Below are 22,486 nucleotides of genomic sequence, written 5' to 3' on the forward strand. Positions count from 1 at the left end.
TGCAAATTCATTCCTAGATCATAAAATGAAGGAAAATAAAAAAACCTACTGGAAAGGGCTAGAGCAACTTAGCAACGATCCGGAGTTTGTAAAGCATGCCGATAAGGAGTTCGCAGAACTTCCATCTTCTTTGAATGAAGACGGTAGTGCCTCCAGAAGAGATTTTCTCAAGTTGATGGGATTTAGCTTAGCAGCTGCATCTTTGGCAGCTTGTGAGGCTCCGGTAAGAAAGGCTATCCCTTATGTTAACAAGCCGGTTGATGTCAATCCGTCTATCCCTAATTATTACGCATCTACCTTCTCTTCAGGGGGTGATTATGCGTCAATTGTTGTAAAAACAAGAGAAGGTCGTCCTATCAAAATCGATGGAAACGAGCTTTCTCCTATTAATAAAGGTAAAGTAAATGCGATCGTAGAAGGATCTGTTCTTTCTCTATACGATAAGCAAAGACTAACTGGACCTTACATGGCGGGTGAGAAAACTGACTGGGCTACACTGGATGCTCAAGTGAAGTCTAAACTTGGTTCTGCTGGTTCTGTAAAGATTGTTTCGAATACCATCCTTTCTCCAACTACCAATAAAGCCCTTCAGCAATTCTCTGAAGTATTTGGTGGTGCTGAAGTGATTCAATACGATCCAATTTCCAATTATGGAATTTCAAAAGCTGCGGAGACCTATTATGGTACTGCAGTAGTTCCTTCTTACTCTTTTGATAAAGCAAAAACCATCGTTTCTTTCGGAGCTGACTTCTTAGGAACCTGGATTTCTCCAATTGAGTTTGCAGGCCAATATGCCAAAACCAGAAAGATATCAAAGGAAAAGCCTGAAATGTCCAGGCATTATCAGTTTGAATCCAACCTTTCATTAACTGGTGCCAATGCAGATTATAGAACTCCAATCAAAGCTTCTCAAAGTGGATTGGCGGTTTTGGCTTTATATAATGCCATTGCAAAGAAAGCTGGTGCGGCCACTGTTTCAGCCCCAGCTGTTGAAGTAGCTCATTTAGATAAAGCAGCAAATGACCTGTGGGCAGCAAAGTCTGCAGGCTTGGTAGTTTCTGGTTCAAATGATCCGAACGTTCAGGTAGTCGTAAATGCGATCAATGAGCTATTAGGAGCTAATGGAACTACGGTTGATTTCAATGCTCCAGTGCATTTCCGTAAAGGGGATGATGCTCGCATGAATCAATTTGTGAATGAATTGAAAGGTGGACAAGTTGGAGCGGTAATTTTCTACAACTGTAACCCTGTATATGATTTCGCTAGAGGTGCTGAAGTTGCTGAAGGCATCGCAAAAGCCAAAGTGAGTATCTCTACTAACGGAACAATGGATGAGACAGCTTCTTTGGTACAAATGGTTGCTCCAGATCACCATTTCTTGGAATCCTGGAATGATTTCGAACCAAAGAAAGGTCATTATTCTTTAGGTCAGCCGACCATTTCTCCTCTTTTTGATACCAGACAAGCACAGGATTCATTCTTGACTTGGTCTGGATCTACTTCTAATTATTATGAATTTCTTCAACTAAACTGGGAATCTGAGATTTTCACCCAAGTTGAAACAGGAACTGATTTCCAAGAATTCTGGGATCGTTCTTTATATAATGGTGTTTTTGCAATTACACCTGCTGCTACTGAAGCCTTAGCTCCTGTTGGAGATGTAAGTGCTGCAGCTGCAACTGTTGCAAAAACCTATTCTGCTTCTAATGCTGGTGCTGAATTGGTATTGTATACCAAAGTAGGTATTGGTAGTGGTGCATTTGCAAATGTGCCTTGGCTTCAGGAAATGTCTGATCCAATCACTAAAGCTACTTGGGATAACTATTTGACAGTTTCTCAAAAATGGGCTTCTGAAAATGGAGTGACCATGATTGAAGGAGAGACTTCGAAAGCTTCTATTACTGTAAATGGAAAATCTTTAGTAGTTCCTATTTTGGTTCAACCAGGTCAAGCTGAAGGTACTTTTGGACTTGCTGTAGGTTACGGTAGAACAAAAGCTGGTCGAGTTGCAAATGGTGTGGGTGTGAATGCTTATGAATTGGCAGATACATCCAAAGGATTTGTAAACTTTGACATCACAGCTGGAGTAGAAGTAGCTGCTACTGGTGAAGCATATAGAATTGCAAGAACACAAACTCACCAGACCTTCATGGGTCGTGAGAACGTGATCCAAGAAGCCACTCTTGCTGAATATAAAACCGATGCAAGTGCTGGTAGATATCATCCTGAAATCTACAAAGACGGAGAGTTTGTAAAACCAAGCAAAATCTCTCTTTGGTCAGGTCACCAATATTCTCAGCATCACTGGGGTCTTGCTATCGATATGAACTCCTGTATTGGATGTTCAGCATGTTCTGTTGCTTGTCAAGTTGAAAACAACGTGGCTGTAGTAGGAAAGCAAGAAGTATTGAACAGAAGAGAAATGGCTTGGATCAGAATTGACCGCTATTATTCTTCTGATGCTCCTGCAGATGATTTGAGAGGTATGGAAGTAGCATCTGAGAATCCAGAAGTAACATTCCAACCAATGATGTGTCAGCAATGTAACAACGCTCCTTGTGAGACAGTTTGTCCGGTTGCTGCAACCACTCACTCTTCTGAGGGTCTAAACCAAATGACTTACAACAGATGTATTGGTACAAGATATTGTGCAAACAACTGTCCTTATAAAGTACGTCGATTCAACTGGTTTAAATACCATGACAACAAAGACTTCGCAGGTGTAAACATTGCACAAAACGATGATCTAGGTAAAATGGTCTTGAATCCAGATGTCACTGTAAGAGCACGTGGTGTTATGGAAAAATGTTCCATGTGTGTGCAAAGAATTCAAGCTGGTAAGCTAGCTGCTAAACGTGAGAAGCGTAAAGTTCAGGATGGAGAAATCAACGTGGCTTGTGCGGTAGCCTGTCCTACAGATGCTCTTGTGTTTGGTGATATGAATGATGCCAACTCTAAAGTTTCTCAGTTATTGAAAATCAAAGAGAACACAACTTCTGCTTTGAAAGAAGTAAATGAGGAAAGAGCATACCACGTATTGGAAGAGATCAACGTGAGTCCAAACGTTTGGTACTTTACCAAAATCAGAAATAAAGACAAAAACGAAGCGTAATCATAATTTTATAAACTATGCAGGTTACTTCATCCGTACGTGAGCCGTTAGTTACCGGAGGTAAAACCTACCATGATGTGACACATGATGTGTCCCGTCAGGTAGAAGGAAAACCAACTTTACTTTGGTTTCTTGCCTTCTTAACAGCCGCTGGTACTTTGGCTATAGGATTAATTGCAGTGACAGCCACCGTTTGGGAAGGCATCGGGATGTGGGGATTGAACAAGACAGTAGGTTGGGCTTGGGATATCACCAACTTCGTTTGGTGGGTTGGTATTGGTCACGCAGGTACTTTGATTTCAGCAGTATTGCTACTTTTCAGACAGAAGTGGAGAACTTCTATCAACAGAGCAGCTGAAGCAATGACAATTTTCGCGGTTATTTGTGCGGCAATGTTCCCCGTTCTTCACATGGGTAGACCATGGTTAGGAGCTTATTGGGCGCTTCCGCTTCCAAATACTTTTGGTTCGCTTTGGGTAAACTTTAACTCTCCTCTTCTTTGGGACGTATTCGCGATTTCTACTTATTTCTCAGTTTCCTTGGTATTCTGGTATATAGGTTTGATTCCTGATTTTGCTACCATTAGAGATAGAGCTACAGGATTAAGAAAAGTGATTTACGGAGCGCTTTCTTTTGGATGGGACGGAGCTGCTAAAACTTGGATGAGATATGAGTCAGTTTCCTTGATTTTGGCTGGTTTGGCAACTCCATTGGTACTTTCGGTTCACACCATTGTATCCTTTGACTTTGCAACTTCGGTTATTCCAGGTTGGCATACTACAATCTTCCCTCCATACTTTGTGGCTGGTGCGATTTTCTCTGGATTCGCGATGGTATTGACGCTGATGATCATTACCAGAAAGGTGTTCAAATTGGAAGATTACATTACCATGACCCACATTGAATTGATGAATATCGTTATTATCATCACTGGATCAATTGTAGGTATTGCATACATCACTGAATTCTTCATCGCTTGGTACTCTGGCGTAGAAGCAGAACAATATGCGTTTATCAACCGTGCTACTGGACCTTATTGGTGGGCTTACTGGTCAATGATGACTTGTAATGTGATCTCTCCTCAGTTATTCTGGTTCAAGAAAATTAGAACTTCTATCATTGCGACATTTGCCTTGTCAATTGTTGTAAACATCGGTATGTGGTTTGAACGTTTCGTAATTATCGTTACTTCTCTTCACAGAGATTACTTGCCATCTTCTTGGGCAATGTTCTACCCGTCTATTACAGATATTGGAGTTTACTTATTCACCTTTGGATTGTTCTTTACTTTATTCTTCTTGTTTGCCAAGTTCTTCCCGGTGATCAACATGGCTGAAGTAAAATCAGTATTGAAGTCTACATCTGAAAAAGTTCGTAAATAATCATGGAAAGAGATAAGAATTTTATTTTGGGAGTTTACGACGATGAGGACGTATTACTCCATGCTGTTTCTGAAGTAAGAACTAGCGGTGTCAAAATACATGAAGTATATACTCCGTATCCAGTTCACGGATTGGAAGATGTACTTGGTTATAAAAGAAGCCGATTACCGATTGCTGCATTCCTATTTGGATTGTTAGGAACTTCCTTGGCTTTGACCATGCAGTTATATATGATGAGATTTGACTGGCCAATGATTATTGGAGGTAAGGATTACGCTGCTATTCCTGACTTTATTCCAGTTACGTTTGAATTGACTGTATTGCTTGCGGCATTTGGAATGGTGGGTGTATTTATGATCAGTTCTGACTTGAAGCCTTGGGCTCAGCCTCGAATCTTTGATTTGAGAAGTACTGATGATAAGCATATCATGGCAATTGATATTGCAAATAACACGAGTATGGAAGTAGCAAAAATTCAGGAGATTCTTAAGTCTTCCGGTGCTACAGAGGTGAATAATAAAAGTTTTGAATAGTAATTCTGGAAAAATGAAGATTGCTAAAGCACTAAGTTTATTGGGGTTTGCTGTTGCTGGAATCACGTTAGCTGGCTGTAAGGCTGGTGGTGATAATCAGGGACTGGAATATGCTCCACAGATGTATCACTCTGTAGCATACGAGCCATTGACTCAAATCAAAGATGAGTCTCAGGGAGATTGGTTATCTAACAGAGAAGATGAGAAAGGTGAGTTTTTCAACAGTAATGTGTATAACCCTCATGGAATGAACATGAGAGAGCCAGTTGAAGGAACAGTTCCTAGAAATAAAGGAGGATATCTTCCATATAGATACAAAGCTTTCGAAGTAGAAGCTGCTGCTGCAAATTTGACAAACCCGGTTGAATTGACAGATGAAGTGTTAGAAGATGGAGAGCGGTTATTTTTACAATATTGTTCTGCTTGCCATGGAAAAGGTGGACAAGGAGACGGTAAAGTAGGAGAAATTATCGGTGGTGTGGCTAACCTTACAGGTGGCGCTTACATTAACCTGCCGGAAGGACATATTTACCATGTAATTACTAAGGGAAAAGGAAGAATGGGAGCGCATGGTTCTCAGATTTCTCCTGAAAGAAGATGGAAAATTGTTCACTATGTTAAACAAGTAATTCAGAAGCAATAATCATGGCTCACGACGTACAGCATTATAATTTGGATCAAAAATTTGATTTTACCGCTGCGACTAAGAAGTCGGTTTTCACGGTATTGATCATTGGTGCAGCATTGTTGGTCATTGGTATTGTGATGGCAATGTTTGGTGGACACCACGAAGAAGCTGCTGAAGCTGGAGGACATGCATTTCATTGGTATGAGCGTTTATATGCCAACCTTTGGATCAACAATGTCTACTTTACAGGAATAGCTATTATCGGAGTATTCTTCTTTGCTGTGCAGTATGCTGCGCAAGCTGGTTGGTCTGCTCCAATTTCTAGAGTGATGTTATCATTTGGTAACTGGCTTCCATATGCAGGGATTTTAATGATTGTTACATTCTTCGTAGCAAATCATGACTTGTTCCACTGGACGCATGCTTATTTATTTGACACCAACTCTCCAGAATATGATAAAATCATTGATGGTAAGGGATCTTTCTTCTATTGGCCAATGGCTAAAGGAACTTTCCCTGCATTCTATATTTTGAGAATGGTTTTATTCTTTGGGTTCTGGGTATTCTTCTTTACGAAGTTCAAAAAAATATCAGCTCAAGAAGATCAGTTAGGTGGGACAACTCATTGGTTTAAAATGAGAAGTTGGTCTGCTTACTTCATTATTTTCTTTGCAGTATCCTCTTCCGTAAGTGCATGGGATTGGGTGATGTCAATTGATACGCACTGGTTCTCTACCTTATTTGGATGGTATGTGTTTTCTTCTTGGTTTGTTTCTGGTCTTTCTGCAATTACTTTATTGGTAATTTTCTTAAAGAGCAGAGGTTACCTAGAAATGGTCAATGAAAACCACGTTCATGATATGGGTAAATTTGTATTCGGATTTACCATTTTCTGGACTTATTTATGGTTCTCTCAGTTTCTCTTGATCTATTACGCAAACATTCCTGAGGAATCTGTGTATTTCATAGAGAGACTTTCAAGTGATATCTATGGTCCATATATCTTTGTGAATCTGATTATGAATTTCTTCTTGCCTTTCTTGATTTTGATGACAAGGGATGCTAAGAGACATGGAATTTTCCTTAAAGTAGTATGTACCTTGATCATTGCAGGCCATTGGGTAGATTTCTTCTTAATGGTTCAGCCAGGTACCTTAGGTCATAATGGAGGAATTGGATTTATGGAAATTGGAATGTTCTTAGTTTATGGTTCCGCTGTAACATTTGTTGTACTTACAGGGTTATCTAAAGGAAACTTGATTCCTAAGAATCATCCAATGCTTGAAGAAAGCTATCATCATCACATTTAATTATTAGCCGAAAAAATTAAGCTATGTACGGATTTCTGATCGGAGTAGGAGTTCTATTATTACTATCCATAATTTGGATGGTTTACAGAATTCAAACCTTGGTATCTGTAGTAAAAGGATCTGATAAAAAGATCGCTACAGGTAGCAATAAGGTAAATGCTATTTTATTTATTCTATTTATGCTGGGTACCGGTTTCTTAATGTTCTGGTATTCCATCAAGGAATTTGATACCTATCAATTACCCATTGCCTCTGAGCATGGAGTTGTGACGGATCGTTTGTTTTGGATCACAATGGCAGTAACTGGAATTGTATTCCTGATTACGCATGTGCTATTGTTTATCTTCCCTTACAAGTACCAATACAAGGAAGATAGAAAGGCTTCTTTCTACCCTGATAATAACAAACTGGAAATTATATGGACAGCTGTTCCTGGTGTGGTATTAGCCCTATTGGTTATCTCCGGTTGGATGGCATGGTCAGATATTACTGCTCCAGCACCTGAAAATGCCCATGTTGTTGAAATTATGGGGTCTCAGTTCCAGTGGGATGTAAGATATCCAGGTAAGGACAACGTGTTAGGAGATTACGATTACAGATTAACTTCTGCTACTAATGCACATGGTATTGACTTTACAGATAAGAACTCAATGGATGATTTTCCGTCTCCTGTAGTGGTAATTCCTAAAGGAGAGCCTGTGCTTTTCAAAATTAGAGCTAGAGATGTACTTCATTCAGTTTTCTCTCCTCATATGAGATTGAAAATGGATGCAGTTCCTGGGATGCCAACTCGTTTTTGGTTTGTGCCTACAAAGACTACAGCTGAAATGCGTGTGGAAACTGGAAATCCTGACTTCCAATATGAAATCGCTTGTACTGAGATTTGTGGCCGTGGTCACTTTTCTATGAGAAAGATTATTGAAGTGGTGGAGCCAGGTGAATACCAGAAATGGTATGCAGAACAAAAGTCTTTTATTCAGATGAACCCTGCTTTGGCAGAAGGTACTCAAGCTGAGACAAAGGAACTTGCAGAAAATAATTAAGCGAAGGTAATTAACAAAATTATAGATTATGTCTACAGCATCTGTCGCAAATCATGATAGCACAGCGCACGATCATCACGATCATGAGCATCATGGTAATTTTGTAACAACATATTTATTTAGTACTGATCATAAAATGATCGGTAAACAGTTCTTGATTTCAGGTATCTTCTGGGCTTTGATAGGTGGACTCTTGTCTATTCTTTTCAGATTACAACTGGGATTTCCTGACATGAGCCTTGAATTCCTTCGACCAATTCTAGGTGGTTGGTTGGATGATGCAGGGCATTTGGATCCTACATTTTATCTTGCCTTGGTAACAATGCATGGTACCATCATGGTATTCTTTGTATTGACGGCTGGTTTGAGTGGTACTTTCTCTAATTACCTTATTCCACTTCAAATTGGTGCACGTGACATGGCATCTGGCTTTATGAACATGCTTTCATTCTGGTTCTTCTTTATGGCCGGAGTGCTTATGTTTATTTCCTTATTCATTCCAACTGGTCCTGCAGCGGGTGGTTGGGTTGTTTACCCTCCTTTATCTGCTTTGGAACAAGCAATTCCTGGTTCTGGATTAGGGATGACCTTATGGTTGACCTCTATGACCTTGTTTATTGCTTCTCAGTTGTTAGGTGGTATTAACTATATTACTACGGTTATTAACCTTAGAACCAAAGGGATGTCTTTCTCAAGACTTCCACTGACCATCTGGGCGTTCTTCTTGACAGCAGTAATCGGTTTGTTATCTTTCCCAGTTTTGGTAGCAGCTGCATTGTTGTTGATCTTTGACAGAAGCTTCGGTACTTCTTTCTACTTGTCTGATATTTATATCAATGGGGAAGCGCTTCCAAATACAGGAGGTAGCCCAGTTCTTTACCAGCACTTATTCTGGTTCCTAGGTCACCCTGAGGTATATATCGTATTATTGCCAGCTTTGGGTATTACTTCTGAAGTAATAGCAACTAACTCAAGGAAACCAATCTTTGGTTACAAGGCGATGATTATTTCCATGTTGGGAATTACGATTCTTTCTTTTATCGTGTGGGCTCACCACATGTTCGTGTCAGGAATGAATCCTTTCTTAGGTTCGATCTTCATGTTCTTGACGTTGATTATTGCGGTACCATCAGCAGTAAAAGTATTTAATTACCTGACTACGCTTTGGAGAGGTAATTTGATCTTTACACCTGCGATGTTGTTTTCTATAGGTTTGGTATCCTTCTTTATTTCTGGAGGTTTAACAGGTATTTTCCTTGGAAACTCAGCAATTGATATTCAATTGCACGACACTTATTTCGTAGTAGCTCACTTCCACTTAGTAATGGGTTCTGCATCATTCTTCGGTCTTTTGGCAGGTGTGTACCACTGGTTCCCTAAGATGTTTGGTAGAATGATGGACGAGAAGTTAGGTTACATCCACTTCTGGTTGACCTTTGTGGGAGTATACATGGTATTTTTCCCAATGCACTACATCGGAATCGCAGGATTCCCAAGAAGATACTATTCTTGGACCAACTTCGATTTCGCCAACATGTATACTGATTTGAACATGTTTGTTTCTGCCGCTGCAATCATCACGTTTGCTGCCCAATTCATCTTCTTGTTCAATTTCTTCTATAGTATGTTCAGAGGACGCAAAGCTTCTTTGAACCCTTGGAGATCTACTACTTTGGAATGGACCACTCCATTGCATCCTGGTCATGGAAACTGGCCTGGTGAAATCCCTACTGTATACAGATGGCCATATGATTATTCTAAGCCAGGAGCAGAGGAAGACTTCATCCCTCAAACAGTTCCACTTTCAGCTACCCCTGAGTCTAACTTGCCACATGAACAAGAGCAAGTGAAATTAGAGATGGAGATTATGAAAGATGAGGAAGAGGGTTTGGTAGCTAATGAATCAAAGCACTAACAAAAAAATAAACAGCTTTCGTAAAGTCAGTTTTCTGACCGTGTTAGCTGTTTATTTCCTAATCTTAGTCGGTGGGATAGTCAGAACTACGGGTTCTGGTATGGGCTGTCCTGATTGGCCGAAATGTTTTGGAAGTGTTGTTCCTCCAACGAATGTGAACCAACTTCCAGACAACTATCAAGAGATATACCTTCAAAAAAGAATTGCCAAAAACGAAAGGTTTGTGGCTACCCTTGAAAATCTTGGATTTGTAGAAACGGCCCAAGCTATAGCAAATGACAAATCTATTCTGATAGAACAGGAATTTAATCCATTGAAAACTTGGATTGAATACGTCAATCGCTTGGTGGGTGTATTGATTGGCCTGTTTATCATTTTGACAGTATGGAAATCTTTTCCTATCTGGAAATTAGATAAGTGGATTCCGATTATAGCTATAGCCTCTTTGATTCTTGTTTTGTTTCAGGGATGGATAGGGTCTTTGGTAGTCTCTACAAACCTACTTCCCTGGATGATTACCTTTCACATGATGCTTGCTATTTTGCTGGTTTTGATGTTGATCTATTTGTACCATCGTTCAGGTAAATTAAAAGAGGGGAAAGGTGTAGTAATGGATGTTCCAGCAAAGATTGAATGGGTATTAATCGCTGCTCTAATCCTGATGATCATCCAAGTTGTTTTGGGTACTCAGGTAAGGGAAGAGATCGATCAAATTTCTTTCGCACTAGGGAATATGTTGAGAGGAACATGGATTGAACAATTGGGGTTACCATTTATCATTCATAGATCTTTCTCACTCATCTTATTGGGAGTACATGTGTTATATTTCTTTTGGGCCTATAAATATGTCCTGAGAGGTTCTAACATTAGTTTATGGTCTCAATTATTGATGATTTTGGTGATTATTGAAATTGCCACGGGAATGGGAATGGCATATTTTGCGATTCCAGCATTTCTTCAACCCATTCACTTAGTGATTGGGACAATTATAGTAGGAATTCAATATTTCTTGATCCTACAATTGCGAGAGCATAAACAGTATCGATTAAATTCAAATTGATAATGAGGACAGTTGGAGTAACTGACCAGAGTATTTACCACTTGGTTATCACTAGAGCAAAGGCTTACTATGAATTGTTGAAATTCAGATTGTCTGCTTTAGTTACATTTTCTGCTGTATTTGGTTTCATCTTAGGTGATTCAGGAAGTTCCTTTGGGTGGTCTAGTTTTCTTGGATTAGCATTAGGAGGCTTTCTAATTAGTGGTGCTTCTGGTGCCGCCAATGAAATCATGGAGCGGGATCTGGATAAATTGATGAAGCGTACCAAAAACCGTCCTCTTCCTTTACAGATTATTTCTCTTACAGAGGCTTATTGGTTTACCTTTGGTATTGCCTTTATTGGTCTTGCTTTGCTTTGGATGTATACTAATCCTCTGACTACTTGGTTGGGAGTGCTGAGCATGGTGTTGTACGTTTTTGTTTATACTCCATTGAAAAGAGTGGGACCTATTGCTGTTTTCGTAGGTGCGATACCAGGGGCAATGCCGCCTTTGTTAGGTTGGACTGCTGCTACAGGTGCTATTTCCTATGAAGCATTAATCATCTTTGGAATTCAATTTATCTGGCAGTTCCCTCATTTCTGGGCAATTGCTTGGGTAAGTGATGAGGATTATAAAAAAGCAGGGTTTAAGTTATTACCTAGTGGAGGTGGACAGGATTTGAATACTGCAATTCAAATTATGATCTATACCTTATTTTTATTGCCTTTGGGATTATTGCCAAGTTATTTTGGCTTAACAGGACTGAATTCAGGAATAGTGGCTACCGTTTGTGGGGTGTTGTTTTTAGCTCAAACATTTTCTTTGATGAGAGATTGTTCAAGAAAATCCGCCTTAAAAATTATGTTTGGCTCGTTCTTGTATTTGCCAATCGTTCAAATTGCTTATTTACTAGATAAATTACCTTGAGATGGAACATGAGTTGAAGTATATTGATTTAGTAGAGCAGCCTATTTCCATGCATGCCAAGAAGTTCGCTCTTTGGTTATTCATGGTGACTGTGGTCATGATTTTTGCGGCTATGACATCCGCTTATATTGTTAGGCAGTCAGAAGGGAATTGGCTTGAATATGATTTACCTCAGATATTTTGGTTAACTTCTGGAATAGTAATACTGAGCAGTGTCTTTCTTCAGTATGGATATTATTCTGCCAAGAAGGATAATATGCTAGGTTTGAAAATAGGATTGGCCGGCGCTGTAATTCTTGGGATTGCCTTCCTTGTTGGGCAATGGTATTCTTGGGTAGCATTGGTTGATGAAGAGGTTTTCTTTGTAGGGAATCCTTCTGGATCCTTTCTTTATGTATTTACAGGACTTCATGCTCTTCACTTGATCAGCGGTGTGATATTTCTGATTATTGTATTAATTTCGAGTTTTAGATACCAAATTCATTCAAAGGCCATGGTCAGAATGGAAATGGCTACAACATATTGGCATTTTCTAGGTGGGCTTTGGCTTTACCTGTTTATGTTTTTGCTTTTGAATCATTAAAATAACTATAGTACAAACCGATAATTTATGTCTGCGCATTCTACTGCTATTGGAGTAAGCTCAAAAAGAGGCGTTTGGGGAGGTGGTAATGAACCTCTTAAAGCCAGCTATGGAAAACTTATGATGTGGTTTTTCCTACTCTCCGACATTTTCACTTTTGCTGCGTTCCTGATTACTTATCTTTCTATAAGGGTAAGTTATCCTGCTTATGCCGGTCCTGCTGGGGAATTCGTTGGATCCAATGAATATTGGCCAGTTCCAGAATTGGTATTTGATGCCATTCCATTTGTACATGGTGTTCATGCACCTTTGGTATTCGTTGGGATTATGACATTCATTTTGATTTCATCTTCTGTAACCATGGTATTGGCAGTAGAAGCTGGACACAGAAATGATAGAAACGATGTAGTGAAATGGTTACTTTGGACCATTCTTGGTGGCGCAACTTTCCTTGGCTGTCAGGCCTGGGAGTGGAACCACTTCATTCATGGCACTGAGGGAGGAAGCACAATGACCTTCATTAATTCCATGAACCAATTAGTAACAGAAGTAGTACATGGAGCTAATTTATCCGTGAACGAATATGGACCTGGGTCTTTTGCCCAATTGTTCTTCTTCATTACTGGATTCCATGGTTTCCACGTAACAATCGGTGTATTCCTATTATTCTTATGCTTCTACCAAGCGGCAGTAGGAATTTATGATCAAAGAGGTCATTACGAAATGGTTGAGAAAATTGGTCTTTACTGGCACTTTGTAGACTTGGTGTGGGTATTCGTATTTACCTTATTCTATCTTATCTAAGCATTAAAATTTTCGAGATATGGAAATTCAACAAAATAAATCTACGCTGGAGGTTCAACCACGTAACGACGAGAAGATTAAAAAAATCTGGAAAACTGCTGGTATCCTTTTGGCAATCACGGTAGCTGAATTTATCATGGCATTTACAATGCCTAGAGGTTTGTTATTGTACTTTCTATTTATTGTATTGACAATTTGGAAGGCCAGATATATCATGCTTGAGTTTATGCACCTAGGAGATGAAGTGAAACCACTATTTTACTCTATTATGGTTCCTTTGGTGTTTTTGATCTGGTTGCTTATCGCGCTTGCTAAAGAAGGCTCTGAGATATTCATGATGCGCTGGTAATCATAAAATAAATGAAAAAAAAGTACAGGTTGAAGAGAAACACTTCAACCTTCTTTTTTGTAAATACAATATTATGAGAGGAATAAGGATTTTGCAGGGGATGGTTTTGGTGTGCATCCTATTGATACCTGTTTTGATATTCATGTTTCTTAAGGGTTTTGGGACTAATACCTATGAAATTCCAATACTCTATCAAAAAGGGACTGACAGTCCATTTAGCGAGTGTGTTCAAGGAGATACCACTCAGCATTATATTCCTGATTTCACCTTTACCAATCAAGAAGGACAGCCAGTAGGAAAAGCCCAAATGGAGGGGAAGATTACCATTGTTGATTTCTTCTTTACTTCTTGCCCAAGTATCTGCCCAGTGATGTCCCAAGAGATGGAGCGGGTTTATGATATGTTTCAAGATGAACCTAATGTTCAGATTTTTTCAATTAGTATAGACCCTGAATTTGATACTCCTGAAATCCTGAAGGAATATGCTGAGGATCACCATGCTCAAGCTGGGAAATGGGATTTCCTTACCGGAGACAAACTGGAAACCTATAAATTGGCAAGATGTGGATTTATAATTCCAACAATCGATGGGAACGGAATTCCTGATAACTTTATTCACAGTGACAAGTTTACTCTAGTAGATGGACAGGGTAGAATAAGAGGTTATTATAGTGGAACCTCAAGAGAGGATGTTGATTTGTTAATGCTTGAAACAAAGATCTTATTACATGGAAACAAGTAGACCGACCCTATTACAAGATGAGAAAAAGGTAAAAACCTGGATCATTGCGATCTCTATTGTAATTCCTTTAGCTGTAGCGGTATTATTATTCATGCCTGCAAAAGTAGATGTAGGAAGTGAATGGGTTTATTTTCTCCCTCATTTAAATGCTGTAATTAATTCGGCAGCATCAATTGCTTTGGTTTTTGGGTTAATCTTTATCAAGCAAAAGAACATTGCTTATCATAAAGCATCCATGAGTATTGCCTTTATTTTGGGGGCAATATTCCTGGTTTCATACGTAGTGTATCATGGTGCAGCAGAGAGTACAAGTTTTGGAGGAGAAGGCTGGATTCGTCCGGTGTATTACACCTTATTGTTGACTCATATTGCATTTGCGGCTATCGCCTTGTTCCCGATTTTGTTTGCTTATTATTATGGGTTGACAGACCAGCGTGAAAAACACAGAAAACTGGTTAAATTTGCCTATCCTATCTGGTTATATGTGACGATTACGGGTGTGATTGTTTACTTTATGATCAGTCCCTATTATTTACACTAAACCGAATAGGTTTAAAATCGTAAATTGGTATGATGAATCGATTAGTAAAGATATTCTTCCTACTTACCTTCTTCTTGTTGACACAGGCAAATACATTTGCGCAGTGTGCGATGTGTAGGGCTTCTGTTGAAAATAATGTAGCGAATGGGGAGACGAGTATTGGCGCCGGTTTGAATGCTGGGATTCTATACTTATTTGTGATGCCTTATTTAATGGCAATGGTCATTGGATTTTTTTGGTATAGAGCTGCCAAAAAGAAAAAGGCGAAATTGTCATTTCATTAATGGCTAACAGAGAGCAAAGTTTGATACAGGCTTTGCTTTTTATATTTTTAGCATAAATGAGCTATGAATCCCGACGTTTGGTCATTTTGGTCAGCGTGTTCTCTCTACTTGCCGTCTTAATTCTGAATTTCTTTTTTTTTCAAAAAAGCAATGAGGAACGTTTTTTGGAAACTCTACAAGAGAAAATCCAAAAAGTAGATCGTGAATTCGATGAGGATTTTATTCAAATTCTTATGAATGTCCGGTCTACTGATTCCATTTCTTTTGAAAGAATGGAATTGTCTGGCAATATCCATCCTTACTTTTTATTGGATTCTAATAGGAATTTAATCTATTGGTCGGACTTTACCTTTTCTTTTGATTTTGAACAAATAGACCAGGATAAAGAATATCAGCTGATTGAAGACCCTTTTGGGTCAATATTGATCAAAGTCCGGCAAATTAGTAGGAATGGAGCCCCTGTATTGATGGTGCAGGCCCTACGGCTTATTTATCCTGGGAATATTGAAAATGATTACCTGGTTACCGGAGCCAACCCCGAAATTTTTGGTAATAATAGATTTACCCTCTTTACCAATGCGGAGGAAGGTAGGTATCAAGTCAAAAACCCAGGTGGTATTCCTATTTTTGGGATAGATTTCTTATTTGGCTATCAGCCAGCCGATCGATTAGCGAATCCAGCTATCCTCATTTTTTTTACTTCAGTATTTTTACTCTACTTCCTTTTGAGTTCTGATTTTGTAAGAAGCAAATGGAATAAAAAACATCGATGGCAGGCTATCGGGTATGCCATTATAGTTTTGATTGCTTTTAGGTTAATCATGCTGCTATTGGATTTTCCTGGGAGCTATTTAAATATCTCTCTATTTGATCCAGCTAATTATGCTTCCTCTTGGTTGAACCCAAGCCTTGGTGATTTATTGCTCAATACGGTTTGTGCGGTGATCGTATTTGGGATGATCATTTATCACTTGGCTTCTCAAGAAATGAGGTACAAGGTTCAGTCCTTGAAAGAAGCTACAGAAATAAGAGTATTTGGAGTAATAATTTTGGCCATTAGCTCCATGGCCTTATGGATGGTCTGGGTACTTCCAAGAGATATTATATCCAATTCCCAATGGGCATTGGATATTAGTTCAATCCCTTCTTTTGATTGGTTTAAAGGACTAAGCTTTTTAATCCTTTTTCTATGGGGAGCGATATATGTGTTGATTTCCCTGACCTTCATCAGTCTTATTTTGGAAGTAGCCAAGAAGAAAGCCGAATTATACAAAGGGTTACTCATTTTGGGCTTGCCCGTCGCGGGTGTTTTATTGATTTTTAGTATTTGGGGAGCTGTGGTTTGGTTAATTCATTTACTACTGATTGCCTTAGTTATTCGTTTTGAATTGTTTAGGAATGTTTTTAAGCTCGGGTTTGATACATTCTTGACCTTCTTTTTTGCTTGTTTAATTACAGCGGGAATTTGTGGGATCAGTACATTTCAAACAGAGCGAAATCAATTGATTCAGTCAAAAATCAGATTTGCCAATCAAAACTTGATTGAAAATGATGTCATGACAGAATTTTTCCTCAGCGAAATATTTACCAGGATTAAGTCAGATTTATTTATTCAAAATAGGATGGGAGATCCCCTTCTTTCCAAAGATCCCATCGAAAGCAAAATCAGAAAAATATACTTAGATAATTATTTCGATCAGTTTGAGGTGAAAGTAGGGATTTATTCCTCCTCAGGACAGCAAATGCAAGGAGGGTTAGATTTGGGAAGTCTCAATGATTTAAGACTTAAATACATTAATAGCGATTTTGCTACCTCTGTCAAAGATCTCTATTTCATAAGAGGTAGTGATGGAAATAATGGAAATCAATTCATTGCCTTTATCCCTTTATCAAAGGACAATGCTTCGCTGGGTACAATTTTTCTTGAGTTGAACCAATTGAGAGTTCAACCGACTAGTGTTTATCCTAAGCTGCTTTTAGATAAAAAATATTCTGAAAGATTAGACCCCATCAGGTATGATTATGCAGTATTTAGAGGCGAAGAGCTTCTTAGAAACACAGGGAGCTTTAATTACTTATCCCAGGCATTAACCTCTAGATTTGGGGAAGAAAAGCTGTTTGAGCAAGGAATTCATGTTGGACAATATCATCACTTTGGAATTCGAAATGGAGAGGATTTAATCATCATTTCATCTCCAAACAGGACCTTGTCCCATTTTTTCGGAAACATCTCCTTGTATTTTGTTGCTTTCGTGTTTCTGACCTTCCTCACGATATTGATCAATACCTTTTTGAAAGGCTACAAGAAATTTGAATTTAATTATTCTACCAAGCTTCAGCTTTACCTTAATTTTGCATTCTTCTTCCCGATCATAATTATCAGCATTATTACCATTGGTTTATTGGCTAACAGTTATCGAGAAGATTTGGATAGGCAGTATATTCAGAAAGCAAATTTAATTCGTGGTAATTTGACCAGTTTTTTGAATAATCAAAGTGCAGAAAACGTGGACAGAGAAGTGTTGAATGAGGAGGTGAATAATTTAGCGAATACCATTGCAAGTGATTTACATATTTATACCGGAGAAGGGAAATTGCAAGCTTCCAATAGACCCAATATTTTCGATAAAAAGATTCTTTCTAATTGGATAAACCCTGTCGCTATTTCAGAAATAGAAGAGAAAAATCAGTCTCGCTTTTTGGCAGAGGAAAAAATAGGGAAGCTGATTTATAAGTCAGTTTATTTGGCCATACCTTCCACAACAAGTCAAAGTAATTTGGGGATTTTGGCTGTTCCTTTCTTTGAATCTGAAGCGGAATTGAATTCACTGATTTCGGATGTGTTGAGTAATATATTTAATGCATTCGTAGTGATATTTATCCTTTTCTTGATCGTCTCTTATTTTGTATCCAAGAACCTGACTTTTCCATTTAAGTTATTAACCCAAAAACTAAAAACGACTAACCTGGAAAATAATGAACCCATGTATTGGGGGTCCAAGGATGAAATTGGGCTATTGGTAAATGAATACAATAACATGTTGTTTAAGCTGGAATCCAGTAAAAAAGTCTTGGCATCCACTGAAAAGGAATCTGCTTGGAGAGAAATGGCAAAGCAAGTAGCACATGAAATTAAGAATCCGCTTACTCCTATGAAGTTGACTTTGCAGCATTTATTGAGGTTGCAAAGTGCTGGTCAGTTAGATGATCATGAGCGTCTGAAAAAATCATTGGAGACTTTGATCCATCAGGTTGATGCATTAAGTGGAATCGCTTCCTCATTTTCCACTTTTGCCAAAATGCCACTTCCAAAGAATGACTTGATGAATTTCAAGGAAGTTTTAAATCAGGTGATTGAATTGTTTAAAAATGATGAGCGATTGGATTTGACATTTAAGGATGATTCTTACACCGATAATATTCCGATTCTTGGAGATGATAAATTATTTGGAAGAGTCATTGCCAACTTGATTATCAATGGAGTTCAAGCGGTGGAATCAGGTAAAAAGCCAGAAATTAGAATTTGGCTTTGGATGAGTGATCAGGCAGTATTTCTTGAAATTACTGACAATGGAAATGGAATTCCTCCGGAATTAAGGGATAAAATCTTTATTCCTAATTTCAGCACCAAGAGCCAGGGTTCAGGACTTGGATTGGCAATCGCAAAAAGTGGAGTAGAAACTGCAGGAGGTAAGATATGGTTTGAAACGGAAATGAATGTTGGGACAACATTTTATCTTACTTTTCCATTACTCGAATAAATTCTCCTTTTTATTACCTTGAAGGGAAAAGGGCTTTAATTGAACATGCATAAATGGATTGTTTCCTGTGTACTTTTAGTTGGCTTATTTGCATCTGCAAAAGCTCAGGAAAAATGTCTATGGGTGAAAAGTTCGGATTATGTCCAGCCAGCCATACTTGATTCACTTTCGATTTTAGAAGAAAGTATTCGCGTGAAAGGGGGTAACGGAGAAACCTATGCCTTTCAATACGATCTCAACACCAATAAACTTCAAGTGATTTTCGGGGATGCATCCTTGCCGGATTCTGTCAACATTTGTTATCAGACATTCTCTATTCGCCTAGATCAAGCTGTGACCAGAAGAACGTTACTTGCGGACTATGATTCGATGGCCCAATTTCGGGATACTCGATTATTAGAGTCTCCAACTTTTGATTTTAGAGAAGAACTTTTTCCAAGTACGGATCTCTATAAATCAGGAAGTCTGACCCGTGGGATTTCTTTTGGGAATACCCAAAATGTATTTGTCAATTCGGCTTTGAACTTACAGTTGGAAGGAAGTATTTCGGATAACTTGAAAATCAGAGCCAGTATAACAGACCAAAATGTCCCTTTTCAACCTGAGGGAAATACTCAACAAATACAGGATTTTGATAATGTTTTGATTGAGCTATATAATGATGATTTTAGTTTGGCAGCGGGAGATGTTGTCCTCCAGCAACGGGAGTCGCAGTTTTTGAGGTATTACAAAAATGTCCAAGGACTTCAGTTTACCTCTAATTACAAGATGAAGGGGAGTTGGAAAGCAAGTTCACAAGGATTTGCTTCTATCGCGAAAGGAAAATTTGCTTCCATTCAGCTCCCTATTTTAGAAGGAGTTTTGGGGCCTTACCGGATTCAAGGTCCCCAAAATGAGCGGTTCGTAATTATCATGGCAAACTCGGAGCGCGTGTTTTTAGATGGAAAGCAATTACAAAGAGGGTTTAATGCGGATTATGTAATTGATTATAACCAGGCTGAAATCACCTTTACACCCAATGTGCTGATCACTCAATATTCTAGAGTAAGGGTTGATTTTGAATATGCTGAACGGAACTATAGCCGCTCAATTTTAGGAGCAAACCACACCCAGAGTAATGGTTCTGTGGATGTTTATATGAATTATTACCAGGAAAAAGATAATAGAAATAGACCCTTATTTACAGAATTTAGCCAAGAAGAGCTTCGGTTATTGGCCATTGTAGGAGATCAAACAGAAAATGCATTAATTCCTAGAATAGATAGCGTAGCATTTGATCAGAATCGAATTCTATATCAAAAAATACAAGGCTTTGATAGTCAGGGAGAGCCATTCGTTTATTATGAATATTCCACAGATCCAGAATTAGCTCATTTTGCCCTTTCATTTTCCCAAGTTGGGCTGGGCAATGGGGATTACCGTCGGAAAAGTCAATTAGCGAATGGTACGGTATACGAATATGTAACCCGTGTCAATGGGCAGCCCCAGGGGGATTATTCCATTTTAAGCCAATTGGCAGCACCTGATAGTAAAAGAATGGTGACGGCAGGGACCCGGGTGAAATTAGGAGCCCATGAAAAAGTGTATACGGAGTTGGCACTTTCTTCCTTAGATAAAAATTTGTTTTCAGACCTGGACGATGCAGATAATCAAGGGTTAGGTTGGAAAATAGGGTTGGAATCGGAAAACAGAAAACTAAAATGGCTAGATGGGTATCAATTTTCAGGTCAGACAGAACTGGAATATAATTCCACCAACTTCAACTTCATTGATCGATTCAGATACATTGAATTTGACAGGGATTGGGGACTGACCCAAGAGGACTTGCAACTCGCAGCACAGGAACAATTTTTTTGGACCCAGGTCTCATTAACAAAAGACCTTTCCAATCGATTTGATTATAGGATTTACCTTCGAAATAGGAAGAATGTGCTAAATGGAAGCCAGCATACAGTGAATTGGAATTTGCAACTGGGGAAGAGAATTGATTTGCGGCAGGAGTTTTTCAAACTGAATAGTCAGAAAGATAGTCTGAAAACGGATTGGATAAGATACCTAGGTGATGTTTCATTCAAGAGTAAATTATTGGTCCCCGGATATCAATTTTCTGTGGATAGAAACACCCTCCGAGACTCCAGACGTGATTCAATCCTTAGCACGGCCATGAATTTTCAACAACATTTAATCTATATAAAGAGTAACGACTCACTTTCTACTTCTTTTTTGATGGATGCTGCTTGGAGAGAGGATAGAGCTCCTTATTTGGGAAAGCTGGAAAACGACACGAAAGCATTTACATCCAATTTCACCTTTAAAAAGCAATGGTCCAAACATAGTTTGAGCAGCACTTTTACTTATAGAGAGTTGGAATATTTACAAAGAGAATTGCCATCTGAATTAAATGTCATGGGGAGACTATTTTATGAAGGAAGTCTTGGAGAAAATGTAATTCGAAATGAGGTTAGTTATGCAATTGGGAATGGGAGGGAACTTCAACGTGAATTCGTTTTTCTACCGGCACCTAATGGAGACGGGACGCATACCTGGAGGGATGATAATGGGGATGGTGTGCAGCAATTGAATGAATTTTATTTAGCGATCAACCCTGAGGAAAAACAGTACATTAAAATTTTTGTGCCTACTGATACCTATGTGCAAGCATATACAAGTATTTTGAATTATAGAGTTCAAGCCAATTTCCCCCAATCTTGGAAAGAGGCAGGTGGATTAAAATCCATTTTGCATAGATTTTCCAATACGACCAGCTTAAGTATAGAAAAGAAAGTGACTACTGATGATTTTGGAGATCGAATCAATCCATTTATCGGGCACTTGGATAGAGAAGATATCCTTTCACTTCGACAAGTAATCAGGACTTCTTTTTTCTTTAATAGGGCCTCTGCCAATTATGGGTTTGATCTCTCTCTGTTTGATTCACAATTGAAACAATTACTATCTGGGGGATTTGAAGATTTAATTCAAAAGGACTGGAAACTGAATACGAGATATAACTTTACTCCAAGTGCTTCTTTGAGGGTTCACGCGAGTACAGGAAACAGGCTGTCTGGCTCTGATTTTCTTGAGAATAGAAATTACACCATTGAACAACAAACCATCGGGCCTGAATTTGCATGGCAGCCATCACCTTTTTTCCGAAGTACCATTTCCTATTCTTTTACAGATAAAGAGAATGTAGAGAACATGGAGTTTGAGGAGAAGGCAGCATTGCACCAGGTAGCTTTGGACTTACGGTATGCAAAAGCAATTAAAACCACCTTATCCGGGAATTTAAAGTTGATTCAAATAGACTATAATGGAGTGTCCAACTCTCCTGTAGGGTATGAAATGTTACAGGCATTGACTCCAGGTACCAATGTGACTTGGACATTAAATTGGTTACAGAAAATAGGGGAAGGTCTGCAATTGAATTTAGTGTACGAAGGCAGAAATTCTCAGGGCCTTGACCGGCTGGTTCACGTGGGAAGAATGCAAGTTTCAGCTCTATTTTGATAAAAAAATGTAACTTTGTGC

At 38.8% G+C, this 22,486-nt stretch carries 17 protein-coding genes; all 17 read left to right on the top strand.

What is annotated here, in order from left to right; all coding sequences use genetic code 11:
- Positions 1-25: 25 nt before the first annotated feature.
- Positions 26-3,112, top strand: a complete 3,087-nt coding sequence (locus BUR11_RS18295; RefSeq protein WP_074226459.1) for a TAT-variant-translocated molybdopterin oxidoreductase — start codon at positions 26-28, stop codon at positions 3,110-3,112.
- Between the two features lie 17 nt (positions 3,113-3,129).
- Positions 3,130-4,494, top strand: a complete 1,365-nt coding sequence (nrfD, locus tag BUR11_RS18300) for an NrfD/PsrC family molybdoenzyme membrane anchor subunit (RefSeq protein WP_074226460.1) — start codon at positions 3,130-3,132, stop codon at positions 4,492-4,494.
- Positions 4,495-4,496: 2 nt separating this feature from the next.
- Positions 4,497-5,027 carry a DUF3341 domain-containing protein gene (locus BUR11_RS18305; RefSeq protein ID WP_074226461.1) on the top strand — a complete coding sequence of 177 codons (531 nt, stop codon included), beginning with the start codon at positions 4,497-4,499 and terminating at the stop codon, positions 5,025-5,027.
- Positions 5,028-5,040: 13 nt separating this feature from the next.
- A complete protein-coding gene (locus tag BUR11_RS18310) occupies positions 5,041-5,670 on the top strand; it encodes a c-type cytochrome (RefSeq protein WP_074226462.1) in 630 nt (209 codons plus the stop codon).
- A 2-nt stretch (positions 5,671-5,672) separates the two neighbouring features.
- Positions 5,673-6,965, top strand: a complete 1,293-nt coding sequence (locus BUR11_RS18315; protein ID WP_074226463.1) for a quinol:cytochrome C oxidoreductase — start codon at positions 5,673-5,675, stop codon at positions 6,963-6,965.
- A gap of 23 nt (positions 6,966-6,988) precedes the next feature.
- Positions 6,989-8,008 carry a cytochrome c oxidase subunit II gene (locus tag BUR11_RS18320; RefSeq protein ID WP_074226464.1) on the top strand — a complete coding sequence of 340 codons (1,020 nt, stop codon included), beginning with the start codon at positions 6,989-6,991 and terminating at the stop codon, positions 8,006-8,008.
- A 28-nt stretch (positions 8,009-8,036) separates the two neighbouring features.
- The gene (locus tag BUR11_RS18325; RefSeq protein ID WP_074226465.1) at positions 8,037-9,923 is read left to right on the top strand and encodes a cytochrome c oxidase subunit I; all 1,887 of its coding nucleotides are present in this window, start codon (positions 8,037-8,039) and stop codon (positions 9,921-9,923) included.
- Positions 9,907-10,983 (top strand): COX15/CtaA family protein, encoded by a 1,077-nt coding sequence (locus tag BUR11_RS18330; protein WP_074226466.1) that lies wholly within the window; start codon positions 9,907-9,909, stop codon positions 10,981-10,983. Before BUR11_RS18325 ends, BUR11_RS18330 begins: the two co-directional genes overlap by 17 nt.
- Before the next feature lie 2 nt (positions 10,984-10,985).
- Positions 10,986-11,891: a heme o synthase gene (cyoE, locus tag BUR11_RS18335; protein WP_074226467.1), complete on the top strand. Its 906-nt coding sequence runs from the start codon at positions 10,986-10,988 to the stop codon at positions 11,889-11,891.
- Position 11,892: 1 nt separating this feature from the next.
- Positions 11,893-12,474: a cytochrome c oxidase subunit 3 gene (locus BUR11_RS18340; RefSeq protein ID WP_074226468.1), complete on the top strand. Its 582-nt coding sequence runs from the start codon at positions 11,893-11,895 to the stop codon at positions 12,472-12,474.
- 27 nt (positions 12,475-12,501) lie between these two features.
- Positions 12,502-13,278 (top strand): cytochrome c oxidase subunit 3, encoded by a 777-nt coding sequence (locus BUR11_RS18345; RefSeq protein WP_074226469.1) that lies wholly within the window; start codon positions 12,502-12,504, stop codon positions 13,276-13,278.
- 19 nt (positions 13,279-13,297) lie between these two features.
- Positions 13,298-13,627 carry a cytochrome C oxidase subunit IV family protein gene (locus BUR11_RS18350; RefSeq protein WP_074226470.1) on the top strand — a complete coding sequence of 110 codons (330 nt, stop codon included), beginning with the start codon at positions 13,298-13,300 and terminating at the stop codon, positions 13,625-13,627.
- A 73-nt stretch (positions 13,628-13,700) separates the two neighbouring features.
- Positions 13,701-14,369 carry an SCO family protein gene (locus tag BUR11_RS18355; protein ID WP_074226471.1) on the top strand — a complete coding sequence of 223 codons (669 nt, stop codon included), beginning with the start codon at positions 13,701-13,703 and terminating at the stop codon, positions 14,367-14,369.
- Positions 14,356-14,910 (top strand): DUF420 domain-containing protein, encoded by a 555-nt coding sequence (locus tag BUR11_RS18360; RefSeq protein ID WP_074226472.1) that lies wholly within the window; start codon positions 14,356-14,358, stop codon positions 14,908-14,910. Before BUR11_RS18355 ends, BUR11_RS18360 begins: the two co-directional genes overlap by 14 nt.
- 32 nt (positions 14,911-14,942) lie before the next feature.
- Positions 14,943-15,194, top strand: a complete 252-nt coding sequence (locus BUR11_RS18365; protein WP_074226611.1) for a hypothetical protein — start codon at positions 14,943-14,945, stop codon at positions 15,192-15,194.
- Positions 15,195-15,250: 56 nt separating this feature from the next.
- Complete coding sequence (locus BUR11_RS18370) at positions 15,251-18,955, top strand: ATP-binding protein (protein WP_074226473.1); 3,705 nt, start codon at positions 15,251-15,253, stop codon at positions 18,953-18,955.
- A gap of 45 nt (positions 18,956-19,000) precedes the next feature.
- Positions 19,001-22,465, top strand: a complete 3,465-nt coding sequence (locus BUR11_RS18375) for a hypothetical protein (protein WP_074226474.1) — start codon at positions 19,001-19,003, stop codon at positions 22,463-22,465.
- The last annotated feature ends 21 nt before the right edge of the window (positions 22,466-22,486 follow it).

This window comes from Algoriphagus halophilus, assembly GCF_900129785.1.
Lineage (GTDB): Bacteria > Bacteroidota > Bacteroidia > Cytophagales > Cyclobacteriaceae > Algoriphagus > Algoriphagus halophilus.

Coding starts and splice junctions, on each gene's coding strand:
- BUR11_RS18365 (WP_074226611.1), top strand. CDS start 14,943: ATGAATCGATTAGTAAAGATATTCTTCCTACTTACCTTCTTCTTGTTG.
- nrfD (WP_074226460.1), top strand. CDS start 3,130: ATGCAGGTTACTTCATCCGTACGTGAGCCGTTAGTTACCGGAGGTAAA.
- BUR11_RS18340 (WP_074226468.1), top strand. CDS start 11,893: ATGGAACATGAGTTGAAGTATATTGATTTAGTAGAGCAGCCTATTTCC.
- BUR11_RS18355 (WP_074226471.1), top strand. CDS start 13,701: ATGAGAGGAATAAGGATTTTGCAGGGGATGGTTTTGGTGTGCATCCTA.
- BUR11_RS18315 (WP_074226463.1), top strand. CDS start 5,673: ATGGCTCACGACGTACAGCATTATAATTTGGATCAAAAATTTGATTTT.
- cyoE (WP_074226467.1), top strand. CDS start 10,986: ATGAGGACAGTTGGAGTAACTGACCAGAGTATTTACCACTTGGTTATC.
- BUR11_RS18350 (WP_074226470.1), top strand. CDS start 13,298: ATGGAAATTCAACAAAATAAATCTACGCTGGAGGTTCAACCACGTAAC.
- BUR11_RS18370 (WP_074226473.1), top strand. CDS start 15,251: ATGAGCTATGAATCCCGACGTTTGGTCATTTTGGTCAGCGTGTTCTCT.
- BUR11_RS18295 (WP_074226459.1), top strand. CDS start 26: ATGAAGGAAAATAAAAAAACCTACTGGAAAGGGCTAGAGCAACTTAGC.
- BUR11_RS18325 (WP_074226465.1), top strand. CDS start 8,037: ATGTCTACAGCATCTGTCGCAAATCATGATAGCACAGCGCACGATCAT.
- BUR11_RS18310 (WP_074226462.1), top strand. CDS start 5,041: ATGAAGATTGCTAAAGCACTAAGTTTATTGGGGTTTGCTGTTGCTGGA.
- BUR11_RS18320 (WP_074226464.1), top strand. CDS start 6,989: ATGTACGGATTTCTGATCGGAGTAGGAGTTCTATTATTACTATCCATA.
- BUR11_RS18375 (WP_074226474.1), top strand. CDS start 19,001: ATGCATAAATGGATTGTTTCCTGTGTACTTTTAGTTGGCTTATTTGCA.
- BUR11_RS18345 (WP_074226469.1), top strand. CDS start 12,502: ATGTCTGCGCATTCTACTGCTATTGGAGTAAGCTCAAAAAGAGGCGTT.
- BUR11_RS18330 (WP_074226466.1), top strand. CDS start 9,907: ATGAATCAAAGCACTAACAAAAAAATAAACAGCTTTCGTAAAGTCAGT.
- BUR11_RS18360 (WP_074226472.1), top strand. CDS start 14,356: ATGGAAACAAGTAGACCGACCCTATTACAAGATGAGAAAAAGGTAAAA.
- BUR11_RS18305 (WP_074226461.1), top strand. CDS start 4,497: ATGGAAAGAGATAAGAATTTTATTTTGGGAGTTTACGACGATGAGGAC.